Annotated in this window: 24 protein-coding genes, 9 pseudogenes and 1 riboswitch; of the genes and pseudogenes, 15 read left to right on the forward strand and 18 right to left on the reverse strand. The window is 50.7% G+C overall.

Going from position 1 to position 26316, the window contains the following annotated elements; genetic code table 11:
- Positions 1–33: 33 nt before the first annotated feature.
- From hypC to ACD630_RS12515, 6 genes and pseudogenes are all read right to left on the reverse strand, one after another.
- Positions 34–267 (reverse strand): HypC/HybG/HupF family hydrogenase formation chaperone, encoded by a 234-nt coding sequence (hypC, locus tag ACD630_RS12490; protein ID WP_430360021.1) that lies wholly within the window; start codon positions 265–267, stop codon positions 34–36.
- On the reverse strand, positions 257–700 hold the full coding sequence (locus ACD630_RS12495) for an IS630 family transposase (protein WP_430360022.1): 444 nt from the start codon (positions 698–700) through the stop codon (positions 257–259). Before ACD630_RS12495 ends, hypC begins: the two co-directional genes overlap by 11 nt.
- Positions 701–709: 9 nt before the next feature.
- Positions 710–1081, reverse strand: a complete 372-nt coding sequence (locus ACD630_RS12500; protein WP_430359234.1) for an IS630 transposase-related protein — start codon at positions 1079–1081, stop codon at positions 710–712.
- A 399-nt stretch (positions 1082–1480) separates the two neighbouring features.
- Positions 1481–2020: pseudogene (locus ACD630_RS12505) on the reverse strand (aldo/keto reductase); the annotation flags it as partial.
- 19 nt (positions 2021–2039) lie between these two features.
- A complete protein-coding gene (locus ACD630_RS12510; RefSeq protein ID WP_430359235.1) occupies positions 2040–2861 on the reverse strand; it encodes an IS630 family transposase in 822 nt (273 codons plus the stop codon).
- A gap of 34 nt (positions 2862–2895) precedes the next feature.
- A pseudogene (locus ACD630_RS12515) lies at positions 2896–3069 on the reverse strand (aldo/keto reductase); the annotation flags it as partial.
- A gap of 19 nt (positions 3070–3088) precedes the next feature.
- On the opposite strand from ACD630_RS12515, the gene ACD630_RS12520 reads away from it, so the two are divergent.
- Together ACD630_RS12520 and ACD630_RS12525 are read left to right on the forward strand one after the other, a co-directional pair.
- Positions 3089–4186 (forward strand): hypothetical protein, encoded by a 1098-nt coding sequence (locus ACD630_RS12520; protein WP_430359236.1) that lies wholly within the window; start codon positions 3089–3091, stop codon positions 4184–4186.
- 195 nt (positions 4187–4381) lie between these two features.
- A complete protein-coding gene (locus tag ACD630_RS12525; protein WP_430359237.1) occupies positions 4382–4606 on the forward strand; it encodes a hypothetical protein in 225 nt (74 codons plus the stop codon).
- Positions 4607–4848: 242 nt separating this feature from the next.
- Here ACD630_RS12525 and ACD630_RS12530 read toward each other — a convergent pair whose 3' ends face one another.
- Both ACD630_RS12530 and ACD630_RS12535 read right to left on the reverse strand, forming a co-directional pair.
- On the reverse strand, positions 4849–5508 hold the full coding sequence (locus tag ACD630_RS12530) for a DedA family protein (protein ID WP_430360023.1): 660 nt from the start codon (positions 5506–5508) through the stop codon (positions 4849–4851).
- A gap of 399 nt (positions 5509–5907) precedes the next feature.
- A pseudogene (locus ACD630_RS12535) lies at positions 5908–6630 on the reverse strand (IS256 family transposase); the annotation flags it as partial.
- Positions 6631–6662: 32 nt separating this feature from the next.
- Here ACD630_RS12535 and ACD630_RS12540 point away from each other — a divergent pair.
- The gene (locus tag ACD630_RS12540) at positions 6663–6920 is read left to right on the forward strand and encodes an IS630 transposase-related protein (protein WP_430359238.1); all 258 of its coding nucleotides are present in this window, start codon (positions 6663–6665) and stop codon (positions 6918–6920) included.
- Here the strand turns inward: ACD630_RS12540 and ACD630_RS12545 are convergent.
- Positions 6890–8140: an IS256 family transposase gene (locus ACD630_RS12545; protein ID WP_430359239.1), complete on the reverse strand. Its 1251-nt coding sequence runs from the start codon at positions 8138–8140 to the stop codon at positions 6890–6892. The two genes, ACD630_RS12540 and ACD630_RS12545, sit on opposite strands and share 31 nt — an antisense overlap.
- A gap of 110 nt (positions 8141–8250) precedes the next feature.
- On the opposite strand from ACD630_RS12545, the gene ACD630_RS12550 reads away from it, so the two are divergent.
- The 3 genes and pseudogenes from ACD630_RS12550 to ACD630_RS12560 all read left to right on the forward strand — a co-directional run.
- The gene (locus ACD630_RS12550) at positions 8251–8979 is read left to right on the forward strand and encodes a transposase (protein ID WP_430359240.1); all 729 of its coding nucleotides are present in this window, start codon (positions 8251–8253) and stop codon (positions 8977–8979) included.
- Between the two features lies 1 nt (position 8980).
- Positions 8981–9211 carry a hypothetical protein gene (locus tag ACD630_RS12555; RefSeq protein WP_430359241.1) on the forward strand — a complete coding sequence of 77 codons (231 nt, stop codon included), beginning with the start codon at positions 8981–8983 and terminating at the stop codon, positions 9209–9211.
- 28 nt (positions 9212–9239) lie between these two features.
- Positions 9240–9671 (forward strand): annotated as a pseudogene (locus ACD630_RS12560) (hypothetical protein); the annotation flags it as partial.
- 59 nt (positions 9672–9730) lie between these two features.
- Here the strand turns inward: ACD630_RS12560 and ACD630_RS12565 are convergent.
- Both ACD630_RS12565 and efp read right to left on the reverse strand, forming a co-directional pair.
- Positions 9731–10771, reverse strand: coding sequence for an IS481 family transposase (locus tag ACD630_RS12565; protein ID WP_430359242.1), 1041 nt, complete (start codon positions 10769–10771; stop codon positions 9731–9733).
- Between the two features lie 103 nt (positions 10772–10874).
- The gene (gene efp / locus ACD630_RS12570; protein WP_430359243.1) at positions 10875–11441 is read right to left on the reverse strand and encodes an elongation factor P; all 567 of its coding nucleotides are present in this window, start codon (positions 11439–11441) and stop codon (positions 10875–10877) included.
- A 40-nt stretch (positions 11442–11481) separates the two neighbouring features.
- Here efp and epmB point away from each other — a divergent pair, with 40 nt between their 5' ends.
- Positions 11482–12513, forward strand: coding sequence for an EF-P beta-lysylation protein EpmB (gene epmB, locus ACD630_RS12575; RefSeq protein ID WP_430359244.1), 1032 nt, complete (start codon positions 11482–11484; stop codon positions 12511–12513).
- A gap of 56 nt (positions 12514–12569) precedes the next feature.
- On the opposite strand, the gene ACD630_RS12580 is transcribed toward epmB, so the two are convergent.
- Both ACD630_RS12580 and pgi read right to left on the reverse strand, forming a co-directional pair.
- Complete coding sequence (locus tag ACD630_RS12580; protein ID WP_430359245.1) at positions 12570–12911, reverse strand: DUF4156 domain-containing protein; 342 nt, start codon at positions 12909–12911, stop codon at positions 12570–12572.
- A gap of 55 nt (positions 12912–12966) precedes the next feature.
- Positions 12967–14616 carry a glucose-6-phosphate isomerase gene (gene pgi, locus ACD630_RS12585; protein ID WP_430360024.1) on the reverse strand — a complete coding sequence of 550 codons (1650 nt, stop codon included), beginning with the start codon at positions 14614–14616 and terminating at the stop codon, positions 12967–12969.
- Between the two features lie 181 nt (positions 14617–14797).
- Positions 14798–15005: riboswitch (Lysine riboswitch) on the forward strand.
- A 238-nt stretch (positions 15006–15243) separates the two neighbouring features.
- On the opposite strand from pgi, the pseudogene ACD630_RS12590 reads away from it, so the two are divergent.
- Together ACD630_RS12590 and ACD630_RS12595 are read left to right on the forward strand one after the other, a co-directional pair.
- Positions 15244–15720, forward strand: a pseudogene (locus ACD630_RS12590) (methyl-accepting chemotaxis protein); the annotation flags it as partial.
- A gap of 35 nt (positions 15721–15755) precedes the next feature.
- Complete coding sequence (locus tag ACD630_RS12595; protein ID WP_430359246.1) at positions 15756–16013, forward strand: IS630 transposase-related protein; 258 nt, start codon at positions 15756–15758, stop codon at positions 16011–16013.
- Here the strand turns inward: ACD630_RS12595 and ACD630_RS12600 are convergent.
- Entirely contained in the window at positions 15983–17233 is a 1251-nt protein-coding gene (locus ACD630_RS12600) for an IS256 family transposase (protein ID WP_430359247.1), read from the reverse strand. The two genes, ACD630_RS12595 and ACD630_RS12600, sit on opposite strands and share 31 nt — an antisense overlap.
- An 18-nt stretch (positions 17234–17251) precedes the next feature.
- Complete coding sequence (locus ACD630_RS12605; protein WP_430359248.1) at positions 17252–18076, reverse strand: IS630 family transposase; 825 nt, start codon at positions 18074–18076, stop codon at positions 17252–17254.
- 70 nt (positions 18077–18146) lie between these two features.
- On the opposite strand from ACD630_RS12605, the pseudogene ACD630_RS12610 reads away from it, so the two are divergent.
- From ACD630_RS12610 to yeiB, 3 genes and pseudogenes are all read left to right on the forward strand, one after another.
- Positions 18147–18485, forward strand: a pseudogene (locus ACD630_RS12610) (methyl-accepting chemotaxis protein); the annotation flags it as partial.
- 384 nt (positions 18486–18869) lie between these two features.
- On the forward strand, positions 18870–19538 hold the full coding sequence (gene folE, locus ACD630_RS12615; RefSeq protein ID WP_222160407.1) for a GTP cyclohydrolase I FolE: 669 nt from the start codon (positions 18870–18872) through the stop codon (positions 19536–19538).
- A 68-nt stretch (positions 19539–19606) separates the two neighbouring features.
- Positions 19607–20868, forward strand: a pseudogene (gene yeiB / locus ACD630_RS12620) (DUF418 domain-containing protein YeiB).
- A 37-nt stretch (positions 20869–20905) separates the two neighbouring features.
- Here yeiB and sanA read toward each other — a convergent pair.
- The gene (gene sanA / locus ACD630_RS12625) at positions 20906–21679 is read right to left on the reverse strand and encodes an outer membrane permeability protein SanA (RefSeq protein WP_430360025.1); all 774 of its coding nucleotides are present in this window, start codon (positions 21677–21679) and stop codon (positions 20906–20908) included.
- Positions 21680–21911: 232 nt separating this feature from the next.
- Positions 21912–23249 carry a 30S ribosomal protein S12 methylthiotransferase RimO gene (gene rimO, locus ACD630_RS12630; protein WP_430359249.1) on the reverse strand — a complete coding sequence of 446 codons (1338 nt, stop codon included), beginning with the start codon at positions 23247–23249 and terminating at the stop codon, positions 21912–21914.
- A 231-nt stretch (positions 23250–23480) separates the two neighbouring features.
- Between rimO and ACD630_RS12635 the strand changes: the two are divergent.
- From ACD630_RS12635 to ACD630_RS12645, 3 genes and pseudogenes are all read left to right on the forward strand, one after another.
- Positions 23481–23876, forward strand: a pseudogene (locus tag ACD630_RS12635) (PQQ-dependent sugar dehydrogenase); the annotation flags it as partial.
- Between the two features lie 94 nt (positions 23877–23970).
- Positions 23971–24123: pseudogene (locus ACD630_RS12640) on the forward strand (hypothetical protein); the annotation flags it as partial.
- Positions 24124–24372: 249 nt separating this feature from the next.
- Positions 24373–25542 carry a serine hydrolase gene (locus tag ACD630_RS12645; protein WP_430360026.1) on the forward strand — a complete coding sequence of 390 codons (1170 nt, stop codon included), beginning with the start codon at positions 24373–24375 and terminating at the stop codon, positions 25540–25542.
- On the opposite strand, the gene deoR is transcribed toward ACD630_RS12645, so the two are convergent.
- Entirely contained in the window at positions 25539–26240 is a 702-nt protein-coding gene (gene deoR, locus ACD630_RS12650; protein WP_430360027.1) for a DNA-binding transcriptional repressor DeoR, read from the reverse strand. The genes ACD630_RS12645 and deoR overlap by 4 nt on opposite strands.
- Positions 26241–26316 lie beyond the last annotated feature (76 nt).

The following is a 26316-nucleotide window of genomic DNA, read 5'->3' on the forward strand; positions in this document are numbered from 1 at the left end:
ATCCACATTTCTTGACGTAAATCACAAAAGGGCTCACTGTTTCAGAAACATTGTAACATCGTGCTCTACCTCTTCCATTTGGCGCAATGCTGCCAGCGTGTCGAGCGCTTCCTGTTCATCCAACCGACTCATGGCAAACCCGACGTGTACCAACACCCAACTGCCGATCAGACTGGCAACGCCATCCGCCACCAGCGCAACATTCACTTCACGCTTAACACCGCATACATCTACCCACGCTGTATAGCCAAGCGACTTAATTTTGATTACACCATATGGACTGAGAACAAAATCTCTGTATCGCAACCACTCTCTCTTTTTTTGCTTGTGCCCATTTATGCTCAATGGGGTTAAGATCTGGCGAATATGTAGGCAAATACTCCACCATATACCCTGCATCGATGATGACTTGTTGAATATTATGTTTTTTGTGAAAAGTTGCATTGTCCATCACGATTACACTGTTTTTAGGGAGTACTGGGATAAGGGCTTGTGTGACCCAGGAATAGAAAACATCGCTGTTAATATTGATATCAAATAATCCGATAGCAAACAGCGTTGTGCCTAATAAGGCGCCGATAACATTTGTTCTTCCCTTGGCTCCCCCGTTCTTCAGGGCAAAACACCGTTGACCTTTTGGGGAATAGCCGTGAGTCTGTGGGGTATCGTCTGGAAAGCCACTTTCATCAATAAAAACAATAGGTCTGCCTTATTTTTCATACTGTTGTATTTTTTGTTGAAATGCTTGCCGGGCGCTTTCGTCGGCTTTCGGATGACGTAGCGTTTTTTTATAGGTCAATCCCAGCTTTTTAAGAGCTTGCCAAATGGCCTTCTGACAAACGCCAAAACGCTCTGCACGTTCTTTTTGGTAAGCATCTGGATATGGTTCAACATCTTTTATCAACTCGGATTTATCGCTCTTTCGCTGACGCGTGGTCGATGCTTTTGACGCTATTTGATTAATCCAACGCGATACAGAGGCAGGGCCAATCCGAAATTGCTTCGCTGTTTCTCGGATACTCAACCCTTCTTCTTCCTGTGTAGATATCACTTTACGTCTAAAATCAATTAAATAGCTCATTTAAATAATGCAATCAAAATTAAGTCGTTTAGCTATAATATGCTCGCCAAGAGCAGATATTTGATTGCATTTTTCATCGGTAACATCTCCATCATTCATAGGGTTTGGGTATTATAGCCAACCGACATTATTTTGATAACAGCCAGCTATGCTTTTTTGCCGCATATCAGGGTATCTGTTGTAATCATTTTTAAGTCGGTTGGCTATACTCGAACGCCTGAACTGCGCCATGAAGCATGTAATATAATAGGGTCTTTACCCTATCAATGGATGCGGGAAGCTCGTTTGGTGTCTGTTAATGTTGGAGGGAATTCTGATTGTTATTTGATAGCGATCTTAAGAGCGGGGCGAGTGCAGCGGAAAAAAGGATTTCCGCCACTCACAGTGGCGGAAACCACGTTAGTCTTTGGTCGGAAACGTGGTGCGTGGGACATCCGGGTCTGGTCCCAGCCGTTTGCCTGCATCCAGCTTGGCGATCTCGCCCAGTTCGTCTTTGTCGAGACGGAAATCGAACACATCAAAATTTTCTCGGATGCGCGCGGGGGTAACGGATTTCGGTATCACCACCAGACCAGAATCTAGGTGCCAGCGGATCACAATCTTCGCAGGCGTTTTGCCGTATTTCAGCGCGAGCTGACGGATCAGCGGCTGTTCGAATACCCCTTCTCCTCCTTGTGCCAGCGGACTCTAGGACTCGGTTTGAATCTGGTGCGTGGCATTCCAGGCGTGTAATTGGCGCTGCTGGAACAGAGGGTGTAGCTCAACCTGATTGATGACCGGGAATACGCCGGTTTCAGCTTTCAGGCGTTGTAAATGGTGTGGATGAAAATTGCTCACGCCAATGCTTTTCACCAGCCCCTGCTCCTGCAAACGCAGCAGGCCGCGCCAGGCATCAACATAAGTATCCTGATCCGGCACCGGCCAGTGGATCAGATATAGCCAAGCGACTTAATTTTGATTACACCATATGGACTGAGAACAAAATCTCTGTATCGCAACCACTCTCTCTTTTTTTGCTTTTTGCTTGTGCCCATTTATGCTCAATGGGGTTAAGATCTGGCGAATATGTAGGCAAATACTCCACCATATACCCTGCATCGATGATGACTTGTTGAATATTATATTTTTTGTGAAAAGTTGCATTGTCCATCACGATTACCCTGTTTTTAGGGAGTACTGGGATAAGGACTTGTGTGACCCAGGAATAGAAAACATCGCTGTTAATATTGATATCAAATAATCCGATAGCAAACAGCGTTGTGCCTAATAACGCGCCGATAACATTTGTTCTTCCCTTGGCTCCCCCGTTCTTCAGGCCAAAACACCGTTGACCTTTTGGGGAATAGCCGTGAGTCCGTGGGGTATCGTGTGGAAAATCACTTTCATCAATAAAAACAATAGTTTTGCCTTCTTTTTCATACTGTTGTATTTTTTGTTGAAATGCTTGCCGGGCGCTTTCGTCGGCTTTCGGATGACGTAGAGTTTTTTTATAGGTCAATCCCAGCTTTTTAAGAGCTTGCCAAATGGCCTTCTGACAAACGCCAAAACGCTCTGCACGTTCTTTTTGGTAAGCATCTGGATATGGTTCAACATCTTTTATCAACTCGGATTTATCGCTCTTTCGCTGACGCGTGGTCGATGCTTTTGACGCTATTTGATTAATCCAACGCGATACAGAGGCAGGGCCAATCCGAAATTGCTTCGCTGTTTCTCGGATACTCAACCCTTCTTCTTCCCGTGTAGATATCACTTTACGTCTAAAATCAATTGAATAGCTCATTTAAATAATGTAATCAAAATTAAGTCGTTTAGCTATAGAGATCGACAAAATCCAGCCGCAGTTTTTGCAGGCTCTCTTCCAGCGCTTTTTGCGGATCGGACTGATCGGTATTCCACAGTTTGGTGGTGATAAACAGCTGAGCGCGGGGCAGCGAGCTGGCCTGTAGCGCCTCTCCAACGCCTGCTTCGTTTTTGTAAATCGCGGCGGTATAGCCAACCGACTTAAAAATGATTACAGCCAATGCCCTGATATGTGGCAAAAAAATACAGCTAATTGTTATCAAAATAATGTCGCTTTGCTATATCTACACATCTTTTGCAATATCTGCTATTGCGTTGCTGCATGATCTCAACTTATCCATCGGCGGGATTGATGCCCGCCTTAACCGGCGTTATCAGCGTCTGGTTAAGCAACACATGACTCCCGCAGCACCATTGGCGTCAGCCATTAAAGACCTTGCCTGCGCGCAGAAAACAACATTTGCCACTACTCAGGCCGTTTGGCGTTTTTTTAATAATGAACGTATTAGCTCCAGTCAGCTCAATGAACCGATTATTTCGCTGGCTCTCCGGCAGGTTGCACTTAGCCCGCATCCATACGCTCCCGTCGTTCACGACTGGTCTCATTTACAGTTTCGTACCCACAATGGGAAAGAAGAACGTTTGAAAATGACGCATGGTGGCGACGTCGGTTATGAACTACAAACCCGCCTACTGCTTGATGCTGCAAATGGTTTACCAATAGCGCCCCTGTCTCAAACTCTAACCGATAGGGCGGGTTGTCGTTCAACGCTAACCGAGGGCTTGTCTGAGAGTCTGACTCATATGGATGCTTTGACGGCTGATATCGCCCGCGTTGAGTCTCTTGCTACCGGGAAGAAGTTAGTTCATCTCATTGACCGTGAAGGTGACTCTATCGGGCATATGCGCACATTAAGCTCCCAGGGAATATGTTGGCTTATCCGGGGAAAGGAAGGGCATCGGGCCGAGTGGGGCGGTGACACCCGTAAAATTGGTGAAATTGCAGACGATCTGCCATTTATCGCAAACGGACAGGTTGGCTGGAAAGGGAAAAAAGCCAATATGGAGATCGGGGAAACATCCGTGATCATAACGCGAACAGCAAAAGCGAAGTGGAAAGACAAGAGCACCGGACGGCGAGTGAAAGTTCAGCCAGGCGTAGCTCTGACACTCAGATTAGTTGTGGTTCGCCTTACCGATACTCACGGTAAATTTATCGGACGCTGGACGCTGCTCACAAACGTTAGCAACGAGCTCACCAGCGCGGAAGTCGCTCGCTGGTATAGCCAAGCGACATTATTTTGATAACAATTAGCTGTATTTTTTTGCCACATATCAGGGCATTGGCTGTAATCATTTTTAAGTCGGTTTGCTATATTACTGGCGCTGAGGTATTGAATCCTTTTTTAAGCTGCTGAAAGGTGCCGGTCATGATGTAGAAAAATGGCTTCAGCGCAGTGCTGGTGCCCTGCTACGCAGGTTATTGATAGCTAGCATGGCATGTGTGCTGGTATGGCGGCTGCACGCGCTGAAGGAGACGACAATGCGGCAGCCCGTCAGTTAATTTGCCGATTATCCGGACGACAACAAAAACGAGGGCGTAAAGAAAGCGCCCCAGCGCTGCTTGCCGGACTATCCATCCTGCTAAATACCTTGACGTTATTAGCAGACTATACCCCGGAAGAACTTGCCCACTTAGCTATGGTGGTTTTTAACCCTTTATGATGTGTAGATACCTATGCTGCCGAGGTCGGCAAGGGCTCGGTTGGATTTCAGCCACCGGATACGGTGATGAATGGTACCCCTTCAACCCTGTTCGTAATGGACAGGACATGTCGGTTAAGTCTAGCCGAAAATAGCAGCAAAGCGGCGAGGAGATATAACGGTACCTGCTTTTCTTGCGCGTAACATCAAGAAAATCAGATAGTAGCGGTTATCGTTGCAGAATAGCCTAGAAAGATCCCGCGTTAGGCGGCGGAGCGCCTTTTGTGCCACAACATCACCAGCATGCCAACCAATCCACTGATCAGCAACACAATGGGGAGAATGATCAGCGCGGTCATCACTTGGTCTTCATAGCGCTTGACCAGTGGCACATGGCTAATGGCATAACCCAGTGTGACGATACCAAACACCCACAGAAAGCCGCTGAGCCAGTTAAACAACTGAAAACGCAGGCTGTTAAGGCCAGAAATGCCCGCCATGGTCGGCAACAGGGTGCGGATAAAAGCCAGAAAACGGCCAATCAGCAACGCCACCAGACCGTGACGATGGAACATATGGTAGGCACGTTGGTGATAGTGTGCGGGCAGTTGCAGCAGCCACCCTTTCACGATGCGCGTATCCCCCAACCAGCGACCTTGCAGGTAGCTGAGCCAACAGCCGAGACTGGCTGCGACAGTAAGCAGGCACATGGTGGGCACGAAACTCATCACACCTTTGGCGATCATGGCCCCGGTGAGCAACAGCAGGCTGTCTCCCGGCAGAAACGAGGCTGGCAGCAAGCCATTTTCCAGAAACAATGTCGTGAAAAGAATGCCATAGATAACCCAGATAACATTGGGATCGGCCAACGCACTGAAATCTTGCTGCCACAGCGCCTGAATGATGTCGTGAACCACACTCATATTACTTCCTGCCAGGTGTAGGGGCCCAAAGCACAACCCTGCTCGCACAAATGTCGAACGGATCAATCTGTGTCGCTAAGCAATAGCGTAGGGCCAAGATCTTAGTGTCGCCAATACGAACGCCTTTCGGCGACAGACATAAGCTCTGTTATTCGTGTAAAGCGGTTTTTTTGTCTTGCTTATTCCGTTCATCATACACGCTTTACACACACCACTGCAGCCATATCAAGAGATATCGCCGTCACACTTTGTGAATTCTGTTGAATCCGGCTGTCAAATCATCGATCATATCATCACAGTCTTCAAGCCCGATATAGCTAAACAACTTAATTTTGATTACATTATTTAAATGAGCTATTCAATTGATTTTGAGTTATTAGCAAATCTGGTGTATGGCTATCAGGCTACGTTCCGCTCTGATGCTTCGTGAATCTTTTCTCCATCCTTAAATTGGACGTTGCTTACAACTAGGGTCAGCAGGTCAAATCCTCTTAGTCGGTTCCAGCTTTTCTGAGCAGACTGGAGCAGCTTAAATACCATTGACAGGGTTGTTTCTCTCGAACCACCGTTCTTCGCGCCTCTGCTTCGTAGCCTCACAGTCGCAAAAGCCGATTCAATCGGATTTGTCGTTTTTATTGACGCCCAGTGCTCTGACGGGAAGTCGTAGAATGCCAGCAGTTCTTCTCGAGCTTTCTCCAGCTTCTTCATCGCTGCAGGATACTTCGCTGAAAACCTTGCCAACAAAACATCAAAGGCTTCATTAGCGGCATCGCGGCTCTCTGCTAGCCAAACCTCCCGCAGCTCAGCCTTAACTTTCGGTTGCATGGCTTTGGGGAGTGAAGCCAACACATTAGCGGTTTTGTGCACCCAACAGCGTTGGTGCTGGGTGTCCGGGAATATCTTTGCCATTGCATTCCAAAAACCAAGGGCACCGTCTCCCGTAGCCAGCTTCGGAGATACGGTTAGGCCACGTGCTCGCAGGCCATTAAGAAGTTCGGCCCAGTTTGCTTCTGACTCTCGATAACCATCTTCAACCGCAACCAGCTCCTTACGTCCATGCTCAGTGACGTCGATAATGACCAGCAGGCAAAGGCGACCATCTTGCCTGACATGGCTGTATAGCTAAACGACTTAATTTTGATCACATTATTTAAATGAGCTATTCAATTGATTTTAGACGTAAAGTGATATCTATACGGGAAGAAGAAGGGTTGAGTATCCGAGAAACAGCGAAGCAATTTCGGATTGGCCCTGCCTCTGTATCGCGTTGGATTAATCAAATAGCGTCAAAAGCATCGACCACGCGTCAGCGAAAGATCGATAAATCCGAGTTGATAAAAGATGTTGAACAAGAGTTATTAGCAAATCTGGTGTATGGCGATCAGGCTACGTTCCGCTCTGATGCTTCGTGAATCTGTTCTTCATCCTTAAATTGGACGTTGCTTACAACCAGGGTCAGCAGGTCAAATCCTCTTAGTCGGTTCCAGCTTTTCTGAGCTGACTGGAACAGCTTAAATACCATTGACAGGGTTGTTTCTCTCGAACCACCGTTCTTCGCGCGTCTGCTTCGTAGCCTCACAGTCGCAAAAGCCGATTCAATCGGATTTGTCGTTCTTATTGACGCCCAGTGCTCTAACGGGAAGTCGTAGAATGCCAGCAGTTCTTCTCGAGCTTTCTCCAGCTTCTTCATCGCTGCAGGATACTTCGCTGAAAACCTTGCCAACAAAACATCAAAGGCTTCATTAGCGGCATCGCGGCTCTTTGCTAGCCAAACCTCCCGCAGCTCAGCCTTAACTTTCGGTTGCATGGCTTTGAGGAGTGAAGCCAACACATTAGCGGTTTTGTGCACCCAACAGCGTTGGTGCTGCGTGTCCGGGAATATCTTTGCCATTGCATTCCAAAAACCAAGGGCACCGTCTCCGGTAGCCAGCTTGGGAGATACGGTTAGGCCACGTGCTCGCAGGCCATTAAGAAGTTCGGCCCAGTTTGCTTCTGACTCTCGATAACCATCTTCGACCGCAACCAGCTCCTTACGTCCATGCTCAGTGACGCCGATAATGACCAGCAGGCAAAGGTGATCATCTTGCCTGACATGGCTGTATATGCCATCGGCCCAGAAATAAACGTAGCGCGTATCGCTTAAATCACGCAGGCACCATTGCCTGTGCTCTTCAAGCCATTGCTGTTTCAGTCTGCTGATGGTACTGGCAGAGAGGCCATTAGCTTTTTCACCGAGAAGCGCCCTCAGGGCTTCGTGAAAATCACCGGTGGATATGCCTCGCAGGTACAGCCATGGTAGCAACTCTTCGACGCTTTTTGCACGTTTCAGATAAGGCGGCAACAACGCGCTGTTGAAGCATATTCCGTTGCCGCTGCGCTCCCTGACCTTAGGCACTTTAATTTCAACATCCCCAATACCCGTCTGTATGGTTCGCGGTGGCAAATAGCCGTTACGAACGACAGCATGACGCCCGTCGTCAAGGCAGCGTTCAGCATGTTGTTGCAGCATGGCTTCGAGCTCAACCTCAACGGCGGCAGCTATCAGCTGCCTGGCACCATTACGAATGAGTTCATGCAAGGGATCACCGGCAATATCTGGTTCTGCGGAGACCTGTAGGGTAGACTTTTTCATGGGGTATCATCTCTCTGTTGTTGAAATCATCCACGAAATCAATCAGCAGGATACGCCACCCTCCCCGAAACCCCGTACACCAGAAATGAGCATAACTCCAACGTTTGAAAATGACGCATGGTGGCGACGTCGGTTATGAACTACAAACCAGCCTACTGCTTGATGCTGCAAATGGTTTACCAATAGCGCCCCTGTCTCAAACTCTAACCGATAGGGCGGGTTGTCGTTCAACGCTAACCGAGGGCTTGTCTGAGAGTCTGACTCATATGGATGCTTTGACGGCTGATATCGCCCGCGTTGAGTCTCTTGATACCGGGAAGAAGTTAGTTCATCTCATTGACCGTGAAGGTGACTCTATCGGGCATATGCGCACATTAAGCTCCCAGGAAATATGTTGGCTTATCCGGGGAAAGGAAGGACATCGGGCCGAGTGGGGCGGTGACACCCGTAAAATTGGTGAAATTGCAGACGATCTGCCATTTATCGCAAACGGACAGGTTGGCTGGAAAGGGAAAAAAGCCAATATGGAGATCGGGGAAACATCCGTGATCATAACGCGAACAGCAAAAGCGAAGCGGAAAGACAAGAACACCGGACGGCGAGTGAAAGTTCAGCCAGGCGTAGCTCTGACACTCAGATTAGTTGTGGTTCGCCTTACCGATACTTACGGTAAATTTATCGGACGCTGGACGCTGCTCACAAACGTTAGCAACGAGCTCACCAGCGCGGAAGTCGCTCGCTGGTATTACTGGCGCTGGGGTATTGAATCCTTTTTTAAGCTGCTGAAAGGTGCCGGTCATGATGTAGAAAAATGGCTTCAGCGCAGTGCTAGTGCCTAGCATGGCATGTGTGCTGGTATGGCGGCTGCAACGCGCTGAAGGAGACGACAATGCGGCAGCCCGTCAGTTAATTTGCCGATTATCCGGACGACAACAAAAACGAGGGCGTAAAGAAAGCGCCCCAGCGCTGCTTGCCGGACTATCCATCCAGCTAAATACCTTGACGTTATTAGCAGACTATACCCCGGAAGAACTTGCCCACTTAGCTATGGTGGTTTTTAACCCTTTATGATGTGTAGATATAGCCAACCGACATTATTTTGATAACAGCCAGCTATGCTTTTTTGCCGCATATCAGGGTATCTGTTGTAATCATTTTTAAGTCGGTTGGCTATACCTATGCCTCTGAAGTGGGGATTTGGGATTATCAGCCGGACGAAGTGGTGGAAAAAGGCTGCGTTGGCCCCGGCGAACTGATGGTTATCGATACCCTCGAAGGCCGCATTCTGCACTCCAACGAAACCGACAACGACCTCAAAGGCCGCCCCCCGTACAAAGAGTGGATGGAACGCAACGTCAAGCGTCTGGTGCCGTTTGAATAACTGCCGGACGATCAGGTCGGCAGCTGTAAGCTGGATGACAACCTGCTGGAAACCTACCAGAAGCAGTTCGGCTACAGTAGCGAAGAGCTGGACCAGATTGTGCGCGTACTGGGCGAAAAAGGCCAGGAAGCGACAGGCTCAATGGGTGATGTGTACTAGCTCAGACCTGAGCTGACAGTTATCGATTATTTATACAGGTGTCTGTCAGATTACATCTGGTTCAGATTCTTTTCTGCCCAGCTCCGTTTTCCATCGAGTAAAGTGGCCATCGGCGTACGCCCGCAGCACATTTTTCCCTGATGAGTTCGCTCATTATTGTAATGCCACAACCAGTTGTCCAGATCTACCTGCAGGCTTTCCAGGTCTCCATATAACTTCTTGCCGAACGTAACCTGATAAAAATCCTGCAAAATGGTTTTATGGAAGCGCTCGCAGATGCCGTTCGTTTGCGGAGACATCGCCTTCGTTTTCGTATGCTCGATATCGTTGATAGCCAGATAAAGCTGATAATCATGCTGCTCCACTTTACCACAGTATTCCGTACCCCTGTCGGTCAGTATTCTCAGCACCGGCAGTCCCTGAGCCTCGTAGAACGGGAGTACGCTATCATTGAGCAGGTCGGCGGCGGTGAGCGGTGTTTTATTCGTATACAGCTTGCAGTGTGCCACTTTCGAGTACGTATCCACGAACGTCTGCTGGTAGATACGGCCCACCCCCTTCAGATTGCCCACGTAGAAGGTGTCCTGCGAGCCCAGATACCCAGGATGTGCCGTCTCGATTTCACCGCAGGCCTCATCATCGTGCGCCTTCTTCTCCAAGGCTGCGATTTGAGCGTCGGTAAGGACAATGCCTTCTCTGGCGACCTTTTCCTCAAGCGCCTTCAGGCGTTTACGGAAGTTCTCTAGGTCGTGTCGTTGCCAGATGGAGCGCACGCCGCTGCCGGAGATAAACACGCCTTTTTTACACAGCTCATTACTGGTCCGGTGCTGCCCATGGGGCGGGAACTCAATAGCATAATCAACAACCGTGCGTTCAGTGGCTTCGTCGGCGCGGTTCTTCAGGTTCGGAACCCGGCGGTTCTGGTTAACCAGCGCATCAATGGCGCCTTCAGCAGCCAGTTCCTGATAACGGTAAAATGTATCGCGTGACACGCCCATGCTCTTGCAGGCTTTTGATACGTTACCGAGTTCTTCGGCGAGATTGAGCAGGCCGGCTTTGTGTTTGATAATGGGATTGTTAGTATGAAGCATGAGAGTTACCTCGCGTTTTGTTTAAGGATTAGACACCCATATCAAAACCGGTAACTCTCAACCTTTCAAGGTCCAGTGTCAGATCTAGTCGCGACTAATACAGCTATTTCACGCGGGAAACGTATTCGCCAGAACGCGTATCCACTTTGATCACTTCGCCAATCTGAACAAATAACGGCACTTTTACAACGGCACCTGTGGTCAACGTTGCCGGCTTACCGCCAGTCCCTGCTGTATCGCCCTTCAGACCCGGATCGGTATCCACGATCTCCAGTTCCACGAAGTTTGGCGGCGTTACCGAAATCGGTTGGCCGTTCCACAACGTCACGATACATTCAGCCTGATCCAGCAGCCATTTGGCGTTATCGCCAACAGCTTTGGAATCAGCGGCCAGTTGTTCAAACGTTTCATTGTTCATGAAATGCCAGAACTCACCGTCGTTATACAGGTAGGTCAGGTTCATATCGACCACATCAGCACTTTCGGCGCTGTCGGTGGATTTGAAGGTTTTTTCAATCAGTTTGCCGGTCAGCAAACGGCGCATTTTCACGCGCGCGAAAGCCTGCCCTTTACCTGGCTTAACGAATTCACTGGATTCGACAGCGTAAGGCTCGCCTTCAAACATGATTTTAAGACCGGAACGAAAATCGTTGCTAAAATAAGTCGCCATAAAGGCCCTCTACTATTTGATACTGGTACTCAGCCAAAAAATGGCACACATTGTAACCCTAAAACCCCATCCCAGAGAAGATTGGTTGCATCAACTTGCGGATGTCATTACCGACCCTCTCCAACTTTTGCACTTTTTGGCGCTGGATGACCACACTGAGCTACGTAAAGGGGCACAAGCGCACACGCTATTTCCCCTACGCGTACCTTGGTCCTTTGCCGCGCGGATGCGCAAAGGGGACCCTCTCGATCCGCTATTGCTGCAAGTACTGACTGCACAGGACGAATTCGAGGTAACTCCCGGGTTCAGCGTCGATCCGCTTGATGAACAGCACAGCGTGGTGCCTGGATTACTCCATAAATACCACAACCGCGCCTTGTTGCTGGTCAAAGGCGGCTGCGCGGTCAACTGCCGCTATTGCTTCCGTCGCCACTTTCCCTATCAGGACAATCAGGGCAACAAGAGCAACTGGCGTCAGGCGCTGGACTATATTCGCCAGCATCCTGAACTGGATGAAATTATTTTCTCCGGAGGCGATCCGCTGATGGCGAAAGACCATGAGTTGGACTGGCTTATCACCGAACTGGAAACCCTTCCCCACGTGCAACGCCTGCGTATTCACAGCCGGTTGCCGGTGATGATCCCGGCGCGAATTACCGAGGTGTTGTGTCAACGCTTATCGCAAACGCGCCTTCGCGTACTGCTGGTGGCACACATCAACCATGCCAACGAAATTGACAGCGAACTGAGTGAAAGTATGGCACGTTTGCGTCAGGCTGGCGTTACGCTGCTGAATCAAAGCGTATTGCTGCGCGGCGTGAATGATAACGCCTCGACGCTTGCGGCGCTGAGCAACGCGCTGTTTAACGCAGGCGTACTGCCTTACTACCTGCACGTGCTGGACAAAGTACAAGGCGCAGCGCATTTTCTGGTGAGCGATGAAGAAGCACGCAACATCATGAAAAAACTGCTGTCGCAGGTCTCCGGCTATCTGGTACCGCGTTTGACGCGCGAGATTGGCGGAGAAGCCAGCAAAACGCTGCTGGATTTGCAGCTGCTGAAGCCCAACTAACAGAAATTCTTCACAGACGGCAGCTCAGCAAGCATCCGCCTGTGAAGGCCTGTCGCTTAGGGGCAGTGATAAACCTGCCCGACCAGCTTGCTATCAAGCGGTGCAAAGCTCGACCAGAAGCTTTCGCTGGAACTGGTGGCGCCATAGATGACGTTACCGCCGAGCGCCGCCGCCTTGTTACGCAGATCGTTGGCCGCGCCGCGCTGAGCGTTACCCTCATCATGACCCGTTAACCAAGTGGACTGCGAGCCTGTCACCTGCCCCACCAGACGGCATTCGCTGCCGGGTTGCTTATCAGTAAACTTGACCAACTGCCCGGCTGAACTCAATTCCTTGCTGGTGCTGCATCCTGCCAGTAAAACCGCCACGGCGATGCTCAATAAAGCACATTTCTGCATACATCCCTCCATGTTGATGACAAAAGGGGGATATACCCCTATCGGCGTCCACGACTCAGGCGCACCAGTTTTTAAAGCGGTTAATCAAACCGTTGGTCGAACTGTCGTGGCTGCTCACCGGCTGGTCATTTTCCAATTCCGGCAAAATGCGGTTGGCCAGTTGTTTGCCCAACTCAACACCCCACTGATCGAAAGTATAGATGTTCAGAATCGCACCCTGGGTGAAGATCTTGTGTTCATACAGCGCGATAAGCGAGCCCAGGCTGTAAGGCGTTATTTCGCGCAACAGGATGGAGTTGGTTGGACGATTGCCCTCAAACACTTTGAACGGTGCAACATGCTCAACCTGCTGCGCCGTTTTTCCCTGCGCGGCAAACTCGGCCTCCACCACCTCACGGGATTTACCAAATGCCAGCGCTTCAGTCTGGGCAAAGAAGTTAGAGAGCAGCTTACCGTGGTGATCGCACCACGGGTTGTGACTCACCGCCGGTGCGATGAAATCACACGGCACCAGTTTTGTCCCTTGGTGAATCAACTGATAAAACGCATGCTGCCCGTTAGTACCCGGCTCGCCCCAGATAATCGGCCCGGTTTGGTAGGTCACTGGATTACCGTCGCGGTCGACATACTTACCGTTGGACTCCATGTTGCCCTGCTGGAAGTAGGCCACAAAACGGTGCATGTACTGATCGTAAGGCAGGATCGCTTCAGTTTCCGCGCCAAAGAAATTGTTGTACCAGATCCCGATCAGCGCCAACATCACTGGCAGGTTTTTCTCGATAGGCGTGGTGGCAAAGTGCTGATCCATGGCGTGCGCGCCGCTCAGCAATTGCTCAAAGTTGTCAAAACCGATAGAGAGGATAATCGACAATCCGATGGCAGACCACAGAGAGTAGCGACCGCCGACCCAATCCCAAAATTCAAACATATTGGCGGTATCAATACCGAATGCGCTGACCGCGCTGGCATTGGTGGAGAGCGCGGCGAAATGCTTGGCAACATGCTGCTCATCCTGCGCGGTTTTCAGGAACCAGTCGCGCGCCGAATGGGCGTTGGTCATGGTTTCCTGCGTGGTGAAGGTTTTTGAGGCAACCAGCACCAGCGTGGTTTCCGGGTTCAGCGTTTTCAGGGTTTCAGCGATGTGTGTGCCATCAACGTTGGACACGAAGTGCATGTTAAGATGGTTCTTAAACGGCCGCAGCGCTTCCGTCACCATGAAGGGGCCGAGATCCGAACCACCGATGCCGATATTCACCACATCGGTAATCGCCTTGCCGGTATAGCCTTTCCAGCTACCGCTGATGATACGCTCGCTAAAGCCTTTCATCTTCTGCAATACCGCATTGACCTCTGGCATCACATCTTTGCCATCCACCACAATGGGCGTATTGCTACGGTTACGCAGCGCAACGTGCAGTACCGCGCGATCTTCGGTGCGGTTAATTTTCTCACCAGAGAACATCGAGGCAATGGCCTCGCTCAGCTGCGTTTCGCGCGCCAGACTGAGCAACTTATCCAGCGTTTCCTGGGTAATACGGTTCTTGGAGTAGTCCACCAGCATCAGGTCATCAAACGTGGCGGAAAAGCGTGAGAAACGATCCGGGTCCTGAGCAAACAGTTCGCTGATTTGCACCTGTTCCATCGTGGAAAAATGCTGTTGCAGAGCGCGCCATGCGGCAGTTTGGCTGGGATTGATATTTTTCATAACAACACTCTTGTCTCCGATAATAAAATCGCTAAGGCTGAATCGATTGTATCCCTTATACCACCAGTTGCGATCCCTTTTCTTGCAATTACGCATTTCCCTGCGGTTACTGGTTGACAGCCGCAAGATAACCCGTTACTTGTAAGCGTAAACTTATGCATCCACGCCGAAGGCGGTTGCATAAGCCAGAAGAGGAGCGCCGCCTAGGTAATTTATCCGAGGATCCGTAAATCCAGTGACGATAAACCAGGGGGAGCGCCGCCGAGATGATGGGCAATATGGGAATGCCATCATCGACTACAGGGGCTGAATCCTCTGGGTTGTCACCAGCAACGTGCAGGCTATCAATGTAAACTGCACGTTCAGCAAGGTGGAGCTCTTCTAGGTGTACCGTAGTGATGATTACTTATCTACGCCTGCTCCCTGCTTACCGCTCTTTCCTTGTGCCAAGGCTGATTTTATGGACAGCTGATGTGAGACAACTGTTATCGCCACAGCGCCCCTGACACGAGGTGTTTTTTATTTATGTCTACAACTATACCCAACCGACTTAAAAATGATTACAGCCAATGCCCTGATATGTGGCAAAAAAATATAGCTAATTGTTATCAAAATAATGTCGCTTGGCTATATCAAGGCTCGAGCAAGATTCGGAGTGGGAATAACCATCTCTCGGCGCGTACCGAACAGCAGGCCGCTGCTTTGGCCGAAACCGCTGCCAGCATGGAGCAATTGAGCGCCACGGTGAAGCAGAATGCCGACAACGAGCATCAGGCGAGTACGCTTTCGCAAGATGCGGCAGTGGCCGCGCGGCGCGGTGGCGAAGTGGCCTCTGACGTGGTAGAAACCATGGCCAGCATCACCACCAGTTCGAAAAAGATTGCTGATATTACCAGTGTGATTAACGGCATCGCGTTCCAAACCAATATCTTGGCGTTGAACGCTGCGGTGGAAGCCGCACGAGCGGGTGAACAAGGGCGTGGGTTTGCGGTCGTCGCCGGTGAGGTACGCAATCTGGCACAGCGCAGCGCTCAGGCGGCTAAAGAGATTGAAACGCTGATTGCCGAGTCGGTACAACGGGTGGGTAAAGGCTCCGAGCAGGTATAGCTAAACGACTTAATTTTGATCACATTATTTAAATGAGCTATTCAATTGATTTTAGAGTTAAAGTGATATCTACACGGGAAGAAGAAGGGTTGAGTATCCGAGAAACAGCGAAGCAATTTCGGATTGGCCCTGCCTCTGTATCGCGTTGGATTAATCAAATAGCGTCAAAAGCATCGACCACGCGTCAGCGAAAGATCGATAAATCCGAGTTGATAAAAGATGTTGAACAAGAGTTATTAGCAAATCTGGTGTATGGCGATCAGGCTACGTTCCGCTCTGATGCTTCGTGAATCTGTTCTTCATCCTTAAATTGGACGTTGCTTACAACCAGGGTCAGCAGGTCAAATCCTCTTAGTCGGTTCCAGCTTTTCTGAGCTGACTGGAACAGCTTAAATACCATTGACAGGGTTGTTTCTCTCGAACCACCGTTCTTCGCGCGTCTGCTTCGTAGCCTCACAGTCGCAAAAGCCGATTCAATCGGATTTGTCGTTCTTATTGACGCCCAGTGCTCTGACGGGAAGTCGTAGAATGCCAGCAGTTCTTCTCGAGCTTTCTCCAGCTTCTTCATCGCTGCAGGATACTTCGCTGAAAACCTTGCCAACAAAACATCAAAGGCTTCATTAGCGGCATCGCGGCTCTCTGCTAGCCAAACCTCCCGCAACTCAGCCTTAACTTTCGGTTGCATGGCTTTGGGGAGTGAAGCCAACACATTAGCGGTTTTGTGCACCCAACAGCGTTGGTGCTGCGTGTTCGGGAATATCTTTGCCATTGCATTCCAAAAACCAAGGGCACCGTCTCCCGTAGCCAGCTTGGGAGATACGGTTAGGCCACGTGCTCGCAGGCCATTAAGAAGTTCGGCCCAGTTTGCTTCTGACTCTCGATAACCATCTTCGACCGCAACCAGCTCCTTACGTCCATGCTCAGTGACGCCGATAATGACCAGCAGGCAAAGGCGATCATCTTGCCTGACATGGCTGTATATGCCATCGGCCCAGAAATAAACGTAGCACGTATCGCTTAAATCACGCAGGCACCATTGCCTGTGCTCTTCAAGCCACTGCTGTTTCAGTCTGCTGATGATACTGGCAGAGAGGCCATTAGCTTTTTCACCGAGAAGCGCCCTCAGGGCTTCGTGAAAATCACCGGTGGATATGCCTCGCAGGTACAGCCATAGTAGCAACTCTTCGACGCTTTTTGCACGTTTCAGATAAGGCGGCAACAACTCGCTGTTGAAGCATATTCCGTTGCCGCTGCGCTCCCTGACCTTAGGCACTTTAATTTCAACATCCCCAATACCCGTCTGTATGGTTCGGTGTGGAAAATAGCCGTTACGAACGACAGCATGACGCCCGTCGTCAAGGCGGCGTTCAGCATGTTGTTGCAGCATGGCTTCGATCTCAACCTCAACGGCGGCAGCTATCAGCTGCCTGGCACCATTACGAATGAGTTCATGCAAGGGATCACCGGCAATATCTGGCTCTGCGGAGACCTGTAGGGTAGACTTTTTCATGGGGTATAGCCAAGCGACTTAATTTTGATTACACCATATGGACTGAGAACAAAATCTCTGTATCGCAACCACTCTCTCTTTTTTTGCTTGTGCCCATTTATGCTCAATGGGGTTAAGATCTGGCGAATATGTAGGCAAATACTCCACCATATACCCTGCATCGATGATGACTTGTTGAATATTATGTTTTTTGTGAAAAGTTGCACTGTCCATCACGATTACAGTGTTTTTAGGGAGTACTGGGATAAGGACTTGTGTGACCCAGGAATAGAAAACATCACTGTTAATATTGATATCAAATAATCCGATAGCAAACAGCGTTGTGCCTAATAACGCGCCGATAACATTTGTTCTTCCCTTGGCTCCCCCGTTCTTCAGGCCAAAACACCGTTGACCTTTTGGGGAATAGCCGTGAGTCCGTGGGGTATCGTGTGGAAAACCACTTTCATCAATAAAAACAATAGGCTTACCTTCTTTTTCATACTGTTGTATTTTTTGTTGAAATGCTTGCTGGGCGCTTTCGTCGGCTTTCGGGTGACGTAGCGTTTTTTTATAGGTCAATCCCAGCTTTTTAAGAGCTTGCCAAATGGCCTTCTGACAAACGCCAAAACGCTCTGCACGTTCTTTTTGGTAAGCATCTGGATATGGTTCAACATCTTTTATCAACTCGGATTTATCGCTCTTTCGCTGACGCGTGGTCGATGCTTTTGACGCTATTTGATTAATCCAACGCAATACAGAGGCAGGGCCAATCCGAAATTGCTTCGCTGTTTCTCGGATACTCAACCCTTCTTCTTCGCGTGTAGATATCACTTTACGTCTAAAATCAATTGAATAGCTCATTTAAATAATGCAATCAAAATTAAGTCGTTTAGCTATAGCTCAAACCGGCGATGTGATGAATGCCATTATTGTTGTGGTGACGCGGGTTAACGATCTGATGGGGGAGATCGCCAATGTATCTGATGAGCAGAGTCGTGGTATCAGTCAGGTCGGACAAGCGGTTGCTGAGATGGACGGCGTGACGCAGCAGAATGCGTCGCTGGTGGAGCAATTGGCGGGGGCGGCTGCATCGCTGGAGGATCAGGCGCGTCAGCTTACCGAAGCCGTTGCGCTGTTCAAACTCTCTGGGCAGGATAAACATCTGTTACTTGCCGTTGCGCTGCCGCGTAAAAGTGCGACTCCCGCGCCTGCACTGTTAACCAGCAGCAAGAAAAGTGCCTCAGCAAACGATAACTGGGAGACGTTCTGACGACCAGCGGCGTAACACTGCCGCCATAAGCAACCTGTTATCCTATGGCGTCAGACGGACTCGTCTGACGCTCAGACTGATGACAACGTCATTTCCTCCCTCGTCATCCTCTGCGAAAGCCGGGGATTCCTGTCTGAATAAACGCATCTTTTCGGCAAGAGATTCCCGCCTTCGCGGGCATGACGGTGGGAGTAGGGTGGTTTGTCAGCAACCTCAGCGCCAGTCAGATAAATCTGGCGCTTTTTTTCTTTCCACGCTCCGTTATCCCCCGGCATGAAGTTGAACCTATTTCACCCATGATGAAGTACAATCACTGGATAATCCTGCGTCACTCCACTAGGGTGAACGCGCTTGGAATGTCACACCTGCCGGAGAAGAAAGAGAATGACCCCCACGTTGAGTCGCGAAGCGGCACTGGTTCATGAAGCGTTGCTGGCGCGCGGTCTGGAAACCCCGCTGCGCGGTGCGCTACTGGATGCCGCTACCCGCAAGGCGCGCATCGCCGAACACATGACCGAAATCATGAATCTGCTGAGTCTCGATCTGCAAGATGACAGCCTGGCAGAAACGCCGCATCGCATCGCAAAAATGTATGTGGACGAAATTTTCGCCGGGTTGGACTATGCCAATTTTCCAAAAATCACCATCATTGAAAACAAAATGAAAGTGGATGAAATGGTTACCGTGCGCGATATCACACTGACCAGCACCTGCGAGCATCATTTTGTCACCATTGATGGCAAGGCAACCGTCGCTTATATTCCGAAGGAAGGGGTGATTGGCCTGTCGAAGATCAACCGTATCGTGCAGTTTTTTGCACAGCGTCCGCAGGTACAAGAGCGTTTGACCCAGCAGATTCTTGTCGCGTTGCAAACTCTGCTGGGCACCAGCAACGTCGCCGTATCGATTGATGCCGTGCACTACTGTGTCAAGGCACGCGGTATTTGTGATGCGACCAGTGCGACAACCACCACATCGCTGGGTGGTTTGTTCAAATCAAGCCAGAATACGCGTCAGGAATTCTTGCGCGCCGTGCGCCACCACCAGCACTGATCGTTGTGCCGCAGCCACCGGGTGTGGCTGTCGGCGGCATGCGTCCCATTGGATTGGCACAAACGCCTATGAAGTCTCACTCGCTGTCATCGCCGCGCCGTATCGCCACGTTGGATTTCGTGCGTGGCGTTGCCGTATTGGGCATCTTATTGCTCAATATCACCGCATTCGGTCTGCCCAAAGCTGCCTATCTTAACCCTGCTTACGCTGGTTATCCCGCACTGCGTGATGCTCTGACCTAGGCTGTGATGGATCTGCTGGCGCAGGCGAAGTTTCTGACATTGTTCGCCTTGTTGTTTGGTGCAGGCTTACAGCTGCTGCTGCAGCGAGGTGCTCGTTGGGTGCATGCGCGTCTGTTCTGGTTGATGCTGATTGGCTTGTTGCACGGAATTTTTCTGTGGGATGGCGATATTTTGCTGGATTACGGCCTGATCGGTTTGCTCTGCTATGCCATGATTAGACAGGCGGACAGCAGCCGCATGCTGATATAGCCAAGTGACATTATTTTGATAACAATTAGCTGTATTTTTTTTGCCACATATCAGGGCATTGGCTGTAATCATTTTTAAGTCGGTTGGCTATACGTATGGGCACGGTAATGTACGCCGTAGGCGTTGGCATGCTGGTGGTGTTAAGCCAGATTTTCAGCCCGGAACCGGGGCGTTACTGGTTGCCGGGTGATGCAGACATGCCCTACGAGGCCTATTGGCTCCAACTGGGGGGCGTAGAAGCGTGGCGCAATCGCGTGGATCTGCTGATCGAGAGTTTATTGTCGCTGGGTGTGCAATATGGTTGGCTGCTGGCAGGCTTGTTACTGTTGGGGGCCGGGTTGATGCGCAGCGGTTGGCTGCGCGGTGAATTCAGTACGGCGCACTATCGCAAGGTTGTGCTGTGGTTCATCGCAGGGGGATTATTGATTGATGCCGTCGGCATGGTGTTGCAGTGGCATCTTGCCTGGGAGTACCGCTGGAGCGGGCTGTTGCTGCAAATTCCTCGCGATATTGCCGCGCCGATTCAGGCGATCGGTTATCTGGCACTCTGCTACGGGTATTGGTCAACGTTACGACAATGGCGGGTATCCTCCTGGATAGGAGACATCGGACGGATGGCGTTGAGTAGCTATCTGTTGCAGACGCTGATCTGCACCCGATTCTTTTATCACTGGGGCGGTTTTATGCAGTTCGACCGTTTGCAATTGCTGGGCATTGTGCCATTTATCTGGTTGATTAACGGTTTAGCGGCGCACTACTGGCTGCGTAATTTCGAACAAGGTCCGCTGGAGTGGGGATGGCGACGTTTAACGAGGCTGGTTGCCGGGCCTTCGCGCTAATCTGGCACGATACCCTCGTCTGATAGTGGGCCCCACATTATGGTTGTTGTGGTGTGCTAGCGCCGTTTGCGTCGGTGCTACTGTCATGCTCTTTTTCAGCGGGTGGATTGCCTAACGTACTGAGCAATTCGGGGGGGACAGCAGGATAATCAGGCTCATCCTTGGCAATTTTGTGCTCTGCCGGGATAGGCACCAATGGACCAAGGAAGCGGGGTTCGCGTTTGAGAATGTAGAGATCGAACAGCGTCCCTAGTCGTGCACCCACCTCACGCAGCCGGATCGTCATCATGTTTTTCGGTGAGGGTACCGCATAACACTGTGCCTGAATGCCCATATACATAGCGATAAACAGCGCGCGTTCACAGTGGAAGCGTTGGGTAATAATCGTGAAATCGTTGGTATCAAACACTTTGCGCGTGCGCACAATGGAGTCCAGCGTGCGGAACCCCGCGTAATCAAGCACAATGTCGCTGGGTGAAATGCCTGCCGCGATCAAATCGCGCCGCATGGTCATTGGCTCATTATAACTTTGTAGCGCGTTGTCGCCGCTGAGCAGCAAATAGCTGACTTTCCCACCGTTGTAAGCATTGATAGCCCCCTGAATACGGAACAGGTAGTACTGATTCAATGCGCCAACACGGTAATATTTTGCCGTGCCCAGCACTACTCCCACTTGACGCTCCGGCAGTGCAGCTAAATCGTCATAGATGTAGGGAGCAGTTTTCCAGCCAATCCACCGGTCCAGAGCGAATGTTGACAGTAATGATACGCAAAGAACAATACCTGAACCGACTATCAGGCGCTTCCATATGCTCATACGGGTATCAAAATGAGAAAAATGATCATGAACAAAGGCTACTTTACCCGTCTGGCGTAAGCAAGCCATAGCCAAGGTAATAGCCGATTATTTATTGATTGTTGTGCGAATGCGCGAAAAGCAGGCAAAAAAACCGGCCAGCGAACCGGAGAGGTTGATGAGAAACCTAGCTAAGACAGTGCTCCCATCTCTGTCAGCAGGTCGGTTTATGCTGTAAAAGACCCGGTTAGTTTACCCGACGGCCCCACAGGTCGTATTCATCGGCGTGTTCGATAACCACTTGGACAACATCGCTCACTTTGACGTTGGTTTCGCCGTTAAGGTAGACACTGCCATCGATTTCCGGAGCATCGGCCATGCTGCGGCCAATCGCGCCTTCGTTATCCACTTCATCGATCAGTACGCGCAATGTGCGGCCGATTTTCTCCTGCAAGCGCTCCGCGGAGATACGCTGTTGCAGCGCCATAAAGCGATGAAAACGTTCTTCCTTGATCGCTTCCGGCACCTGATCCGGCAGTTCGTTTGCCGTTGCGCCTTCAACCGGGCTGTATTGGAAACAGCCCACGCGATCCAGCCGCGCCTCGCTCAGAAAATCGAGCAGTATTTGGAAATCTTCTTCGGTTTCACCGGGAAAACCGACAATAAAGGTGGAGCGCAGCGTCAGCTCGGGACACATCGCGCGCCACTGTTTGATTCGCCCCAGCGTGCGTTCTACCGCACCGGGACGTTTCATCAGCTTGAGAATTTTCGGGCTGGCATGCTGCAATGGAATATCCAGATAGGGCAGGATCTTGCCTGCGGCCATCAACGGGATCAGGTCATCCACATGTGGATAGGGGTAAACATAGTGCAACCGCACCCACACGCCCAGTGAGGCAAGCTGTTCACATAAGCTGACCATGCTGGTTTTTACAGGTTGTCCGTTCCAGAAGCCAGTGCGCTGTTTTACATCGGCACCGTAGGCCGAGGTATCCTGAGAAATCACCAGCAGCTCTTTCACACCCACTTCAACCAGGCGTTTGGCTTCATCCAGCACGCTGCCAATGGGGCGGCTATCCAAATCACCGCGCATCGACGGAATGATGCAGAAGGTGCAGCGATGGTTGCAGCCTTCAGAAATTTTCAGATAGGCATAATGCTTGGGGGTCAGCTTGACGCCCTGCGCCGGTACCAGACTGGTAAAGGGATTGTGCGCCGGTTTGGGAACATAGTGATGCACATGCGAGATCACCTGCTCATAGCTGTGCGGCCCAGAGATTTCCAACACTTTCGGGTGCACTTCACGGATTTGGTTCTCTTTGGCACCGAGGCAACCGGTAACGATCACTTTGCCGTTTTCGTTCAGTGCTTCGCCAATGGTTTCCAGCGACTCTTGCACCGCGCTGTCGATGAAACCGCAGGTATTGACGATAACCACTTCGGCGTCATCGTAGGTTGGCACAACCTGATAGCCCTCATTGCGTAATTCGGTCAGGATACGCTCGGAATCGACTAGGTTTTTCGGGCAACCGAGACTGACAAAACCGACTTTCGGCGCGGCGACAGGTGTTTTTGTGTGGGACATTCAACGTTACTCACTTTGCATCAATGGCGCGGGATTTTAATGGCATTACGGCAAACATTATACAGCTAAGTGTGGGGGTAATGCGAGAACGTGGCGACATGTGCTATCAGGTGCGCGATTTACGTGTTCTGGACGCGCTAACGTCAAGAAAAGTAAAACGTCGCCGCTTTTTTTGTGTGCCATGGTCACGCTGCCTACAGTTAGTGAAATGCCTTGCCAAGGAGCCCTACCATGCTGTTTCCATTGACCCGCATCGTTACTGCCCTTGCTCGCGGTTTGCTGTTATTTGTGCTTACTGTGGCAACGCCGTTGCTGGTGGCACAGCCTACGGTGACCGAGTTGCAAGATAAACTGGACCACCCCTGGTCACTGGCCTTCTTGCCGGGAAATAATGGCATGTTGATCACTGAACGTGCCGGGCAATTGCGGCACTGGCAGGAGGGAAAGGGGCTTTCTGCACCGATTGAAGGCGTATCGGCGGTATTTGCCAACTCTCAGGGAGGCTTGCTGGAAGTCGCTTTAGTCCCGGATTTTGCACAAAGCCGTCGCATTTACCTGAGCTTTGCCGAAGTGGGCGATTATGGCAACGCGGGTACAGCCGTGGGCTATGGGCGTTTATCTGAGGATTATAGCCAAGCGACATTATTTTGATAACAATTAGCTGTATTTTTTTGCCACATATCAGGGCATTGGCTGTAATCATTTTTAAGTAGGTTGGCTATATTACCGCTATGAAACGCAGGTGATGGTGGTGACCGTGGTGGCGCTGGTTATTCTGCTGCAAGTGGTGCAGATGCTGGGTGACTGGTTTGCCAAGTGTGCGGATAAACGCGATCGGCGCATGCCGCTTGTCGGTTATCCCTTCCTTCCATGAGATAACTCTCATAACATATTTATAAATGAGCGTATTTTCTAGACGTTTTCATTTCTTTGAGTATCTTTACAGAGTAGGGCGTTTCATTGTCGGGCGGCGGGCGGTAACGTTTACAGCTTATTGCCATTCGTTGCAAAGAATATCGAAATCTGATCAGATTAACTGCACGACTTACGACATGGAGGACGCATGAACACCACGGCCCATTTCCCCCAAGCGCGATTTTCCAAGGCCGCGTGCTCCCGCTTGATGCTATGCAGCGCAACGCTGCTGTGGCTGGCGCTAACCCCACACGTATACGCCGAACAGGCACCTGCCGCGCCGCAGATCGAAGCTAAAGCCTTTATTCTCATGGATTACCACAGCGGCGTGGTTCTTGCGGAACAGCGAGCGGATGAGCGACTAGATCCCGCCAGCCTGACGAAAATGATGGCAAGCTACGTTATCGGTCAGGCGATAAAAACGGAAAAAATTAAACCAGACGATCTGGTTACCGTCGGTAAAGATGCTTGGGCAACGGGTAATCCGGTGCTGCGGGGATCGTCTCTGATGTTTTTGAAACCCGGCGATAAAATTCCGGTTTTGGAACTGAATAAAGGCATCGTTATCCAATCGGGCAATGATGCCAGCATTGCGTTGGCCGACTATGTGGCGGGCAGTCAGGATGCGTTTGTCAGCCTGATGAACAACTATGTCAAATCACTCAACCTCACCAATACCCATTTTCTCACCGTGCACGGACTGGATGCTGCTGGCCAGTACAGCACGGCGCGTGATATGGCGCTGCTGGGGCAGGCGTTGATTCGCGATGTGCCGGAAGAGTATGCCCTGCATAAAGAAAAAGAATTCACCTTCAATAACATTAAGCAGCCCAACCGCAACCGTTTGTTGTGGAGCAGCAACCTGAATGTTGACGGCATCAAAACCGGGCATACCAGTGGTGCTGGACACAATCTGGTGGCATCCGCGACGGAAGGTAACATGCGGTTAATTTCTGTGGTACTGGGCGCACCGACGGATGCCATTCGTTTTCGCGATAGCGAAAAGCTGCTGACTTGGGGTTTCCGCTTCTTCGAAACAGTCACGCTAGTTCAGGCAAATACCACGTTTACCACACAGCGTGTCTGGTACGGTGCGCAGAGTGAAGCACGGTTAGGGGTTGCTGACGATGTCACACTGACGGTGCCTAAAGGGCAAATGCGCAACCTGAAAGCCAGTTTTACTCTGACGTCTCCACATCTACAGGCTCCGTTGGCGAAAAACCAGGCAGTCGGTACCGTGGATTTCCAGTTGGATGGCAAAGTGATTGCCCAACGACCGCTGGTGGTGCTGGATGACGTGCCTGAAGCCGGTATGTTCGGGCGACTGTGGGATGCGATATGGCTAACCCTGACCAAATGGTTTGGCGGCTGGTTTTAACAGCCGGGATAGATCAGCATGATGCCGTTGTCGAGCGCGAAATCCTGATAGGTGCCCTGCGGGGCGCAGTCTGCCACCAGAGTAGTGCGCTGAGATAGCGCCATCGCCCGGTGTTTGATATCCAGCTCTGCAAAATTAAAACAGGTTGCTCCCCGCTTGAGATCGAACCCTGCCGCCGAGATGAACGCTTTGTTGGTGCAGATCGGGTCCAGTTCACTCTGCCGGGTCAGCGGCGTGAAAATCGCATTATCGGGGTGGAATTCCCCGCCGCACAAAATGACTTTGGCAGCGGGTTTGGCTTGCGGTGCCAGAAAGGTGTTCAGGGAGTAGCAGACAGCGGTAAACGGCAGATCTTCATCGATGGCATCGATAACAAAGGGCAGGGTGGTGTCGCAGTCAAAAAAAACGGTGTTGCCCGCCTCGACCAGTTGTGCCGCCAGACGGCCCGCCACACGTTTCTCCGGCACCTGCTGGTTCTGCTGATCGGACACAAAGTAGTGACCCATGGCGCTGCTCTGCGGATCGTTAACCACATAGCCGCCCAAGAGAATCTCGCTGGCTGGCGTGGCGTTCAGGTCGCGACGCACGGTCATTTCGGATACGTCCAACAATTCTGCCGCTTGTTTCAAGTGCAGCCGATCGCCATTCTTCAATGCCTGAGTCAGTTTGTTGATCCGTGCTGCGCGCCGTGTTTCCATCGTGTGGTGATCCCCTGTGAGTCCGGCGTAAATAGTACCATCCAATAGAATCGGGTCGCAAAGAGAAGTCTGGTGG

Source organism: Symbiopectobacterium sp. RP (genome assembly GCF_050472005.1).
Classification (GTDB): domain Bacteria; phylum Pseudomonadota; class Gammaproteobacteria; order Enterobacterales; family Enterobacteriaceae; genus Symbiopectobacterium.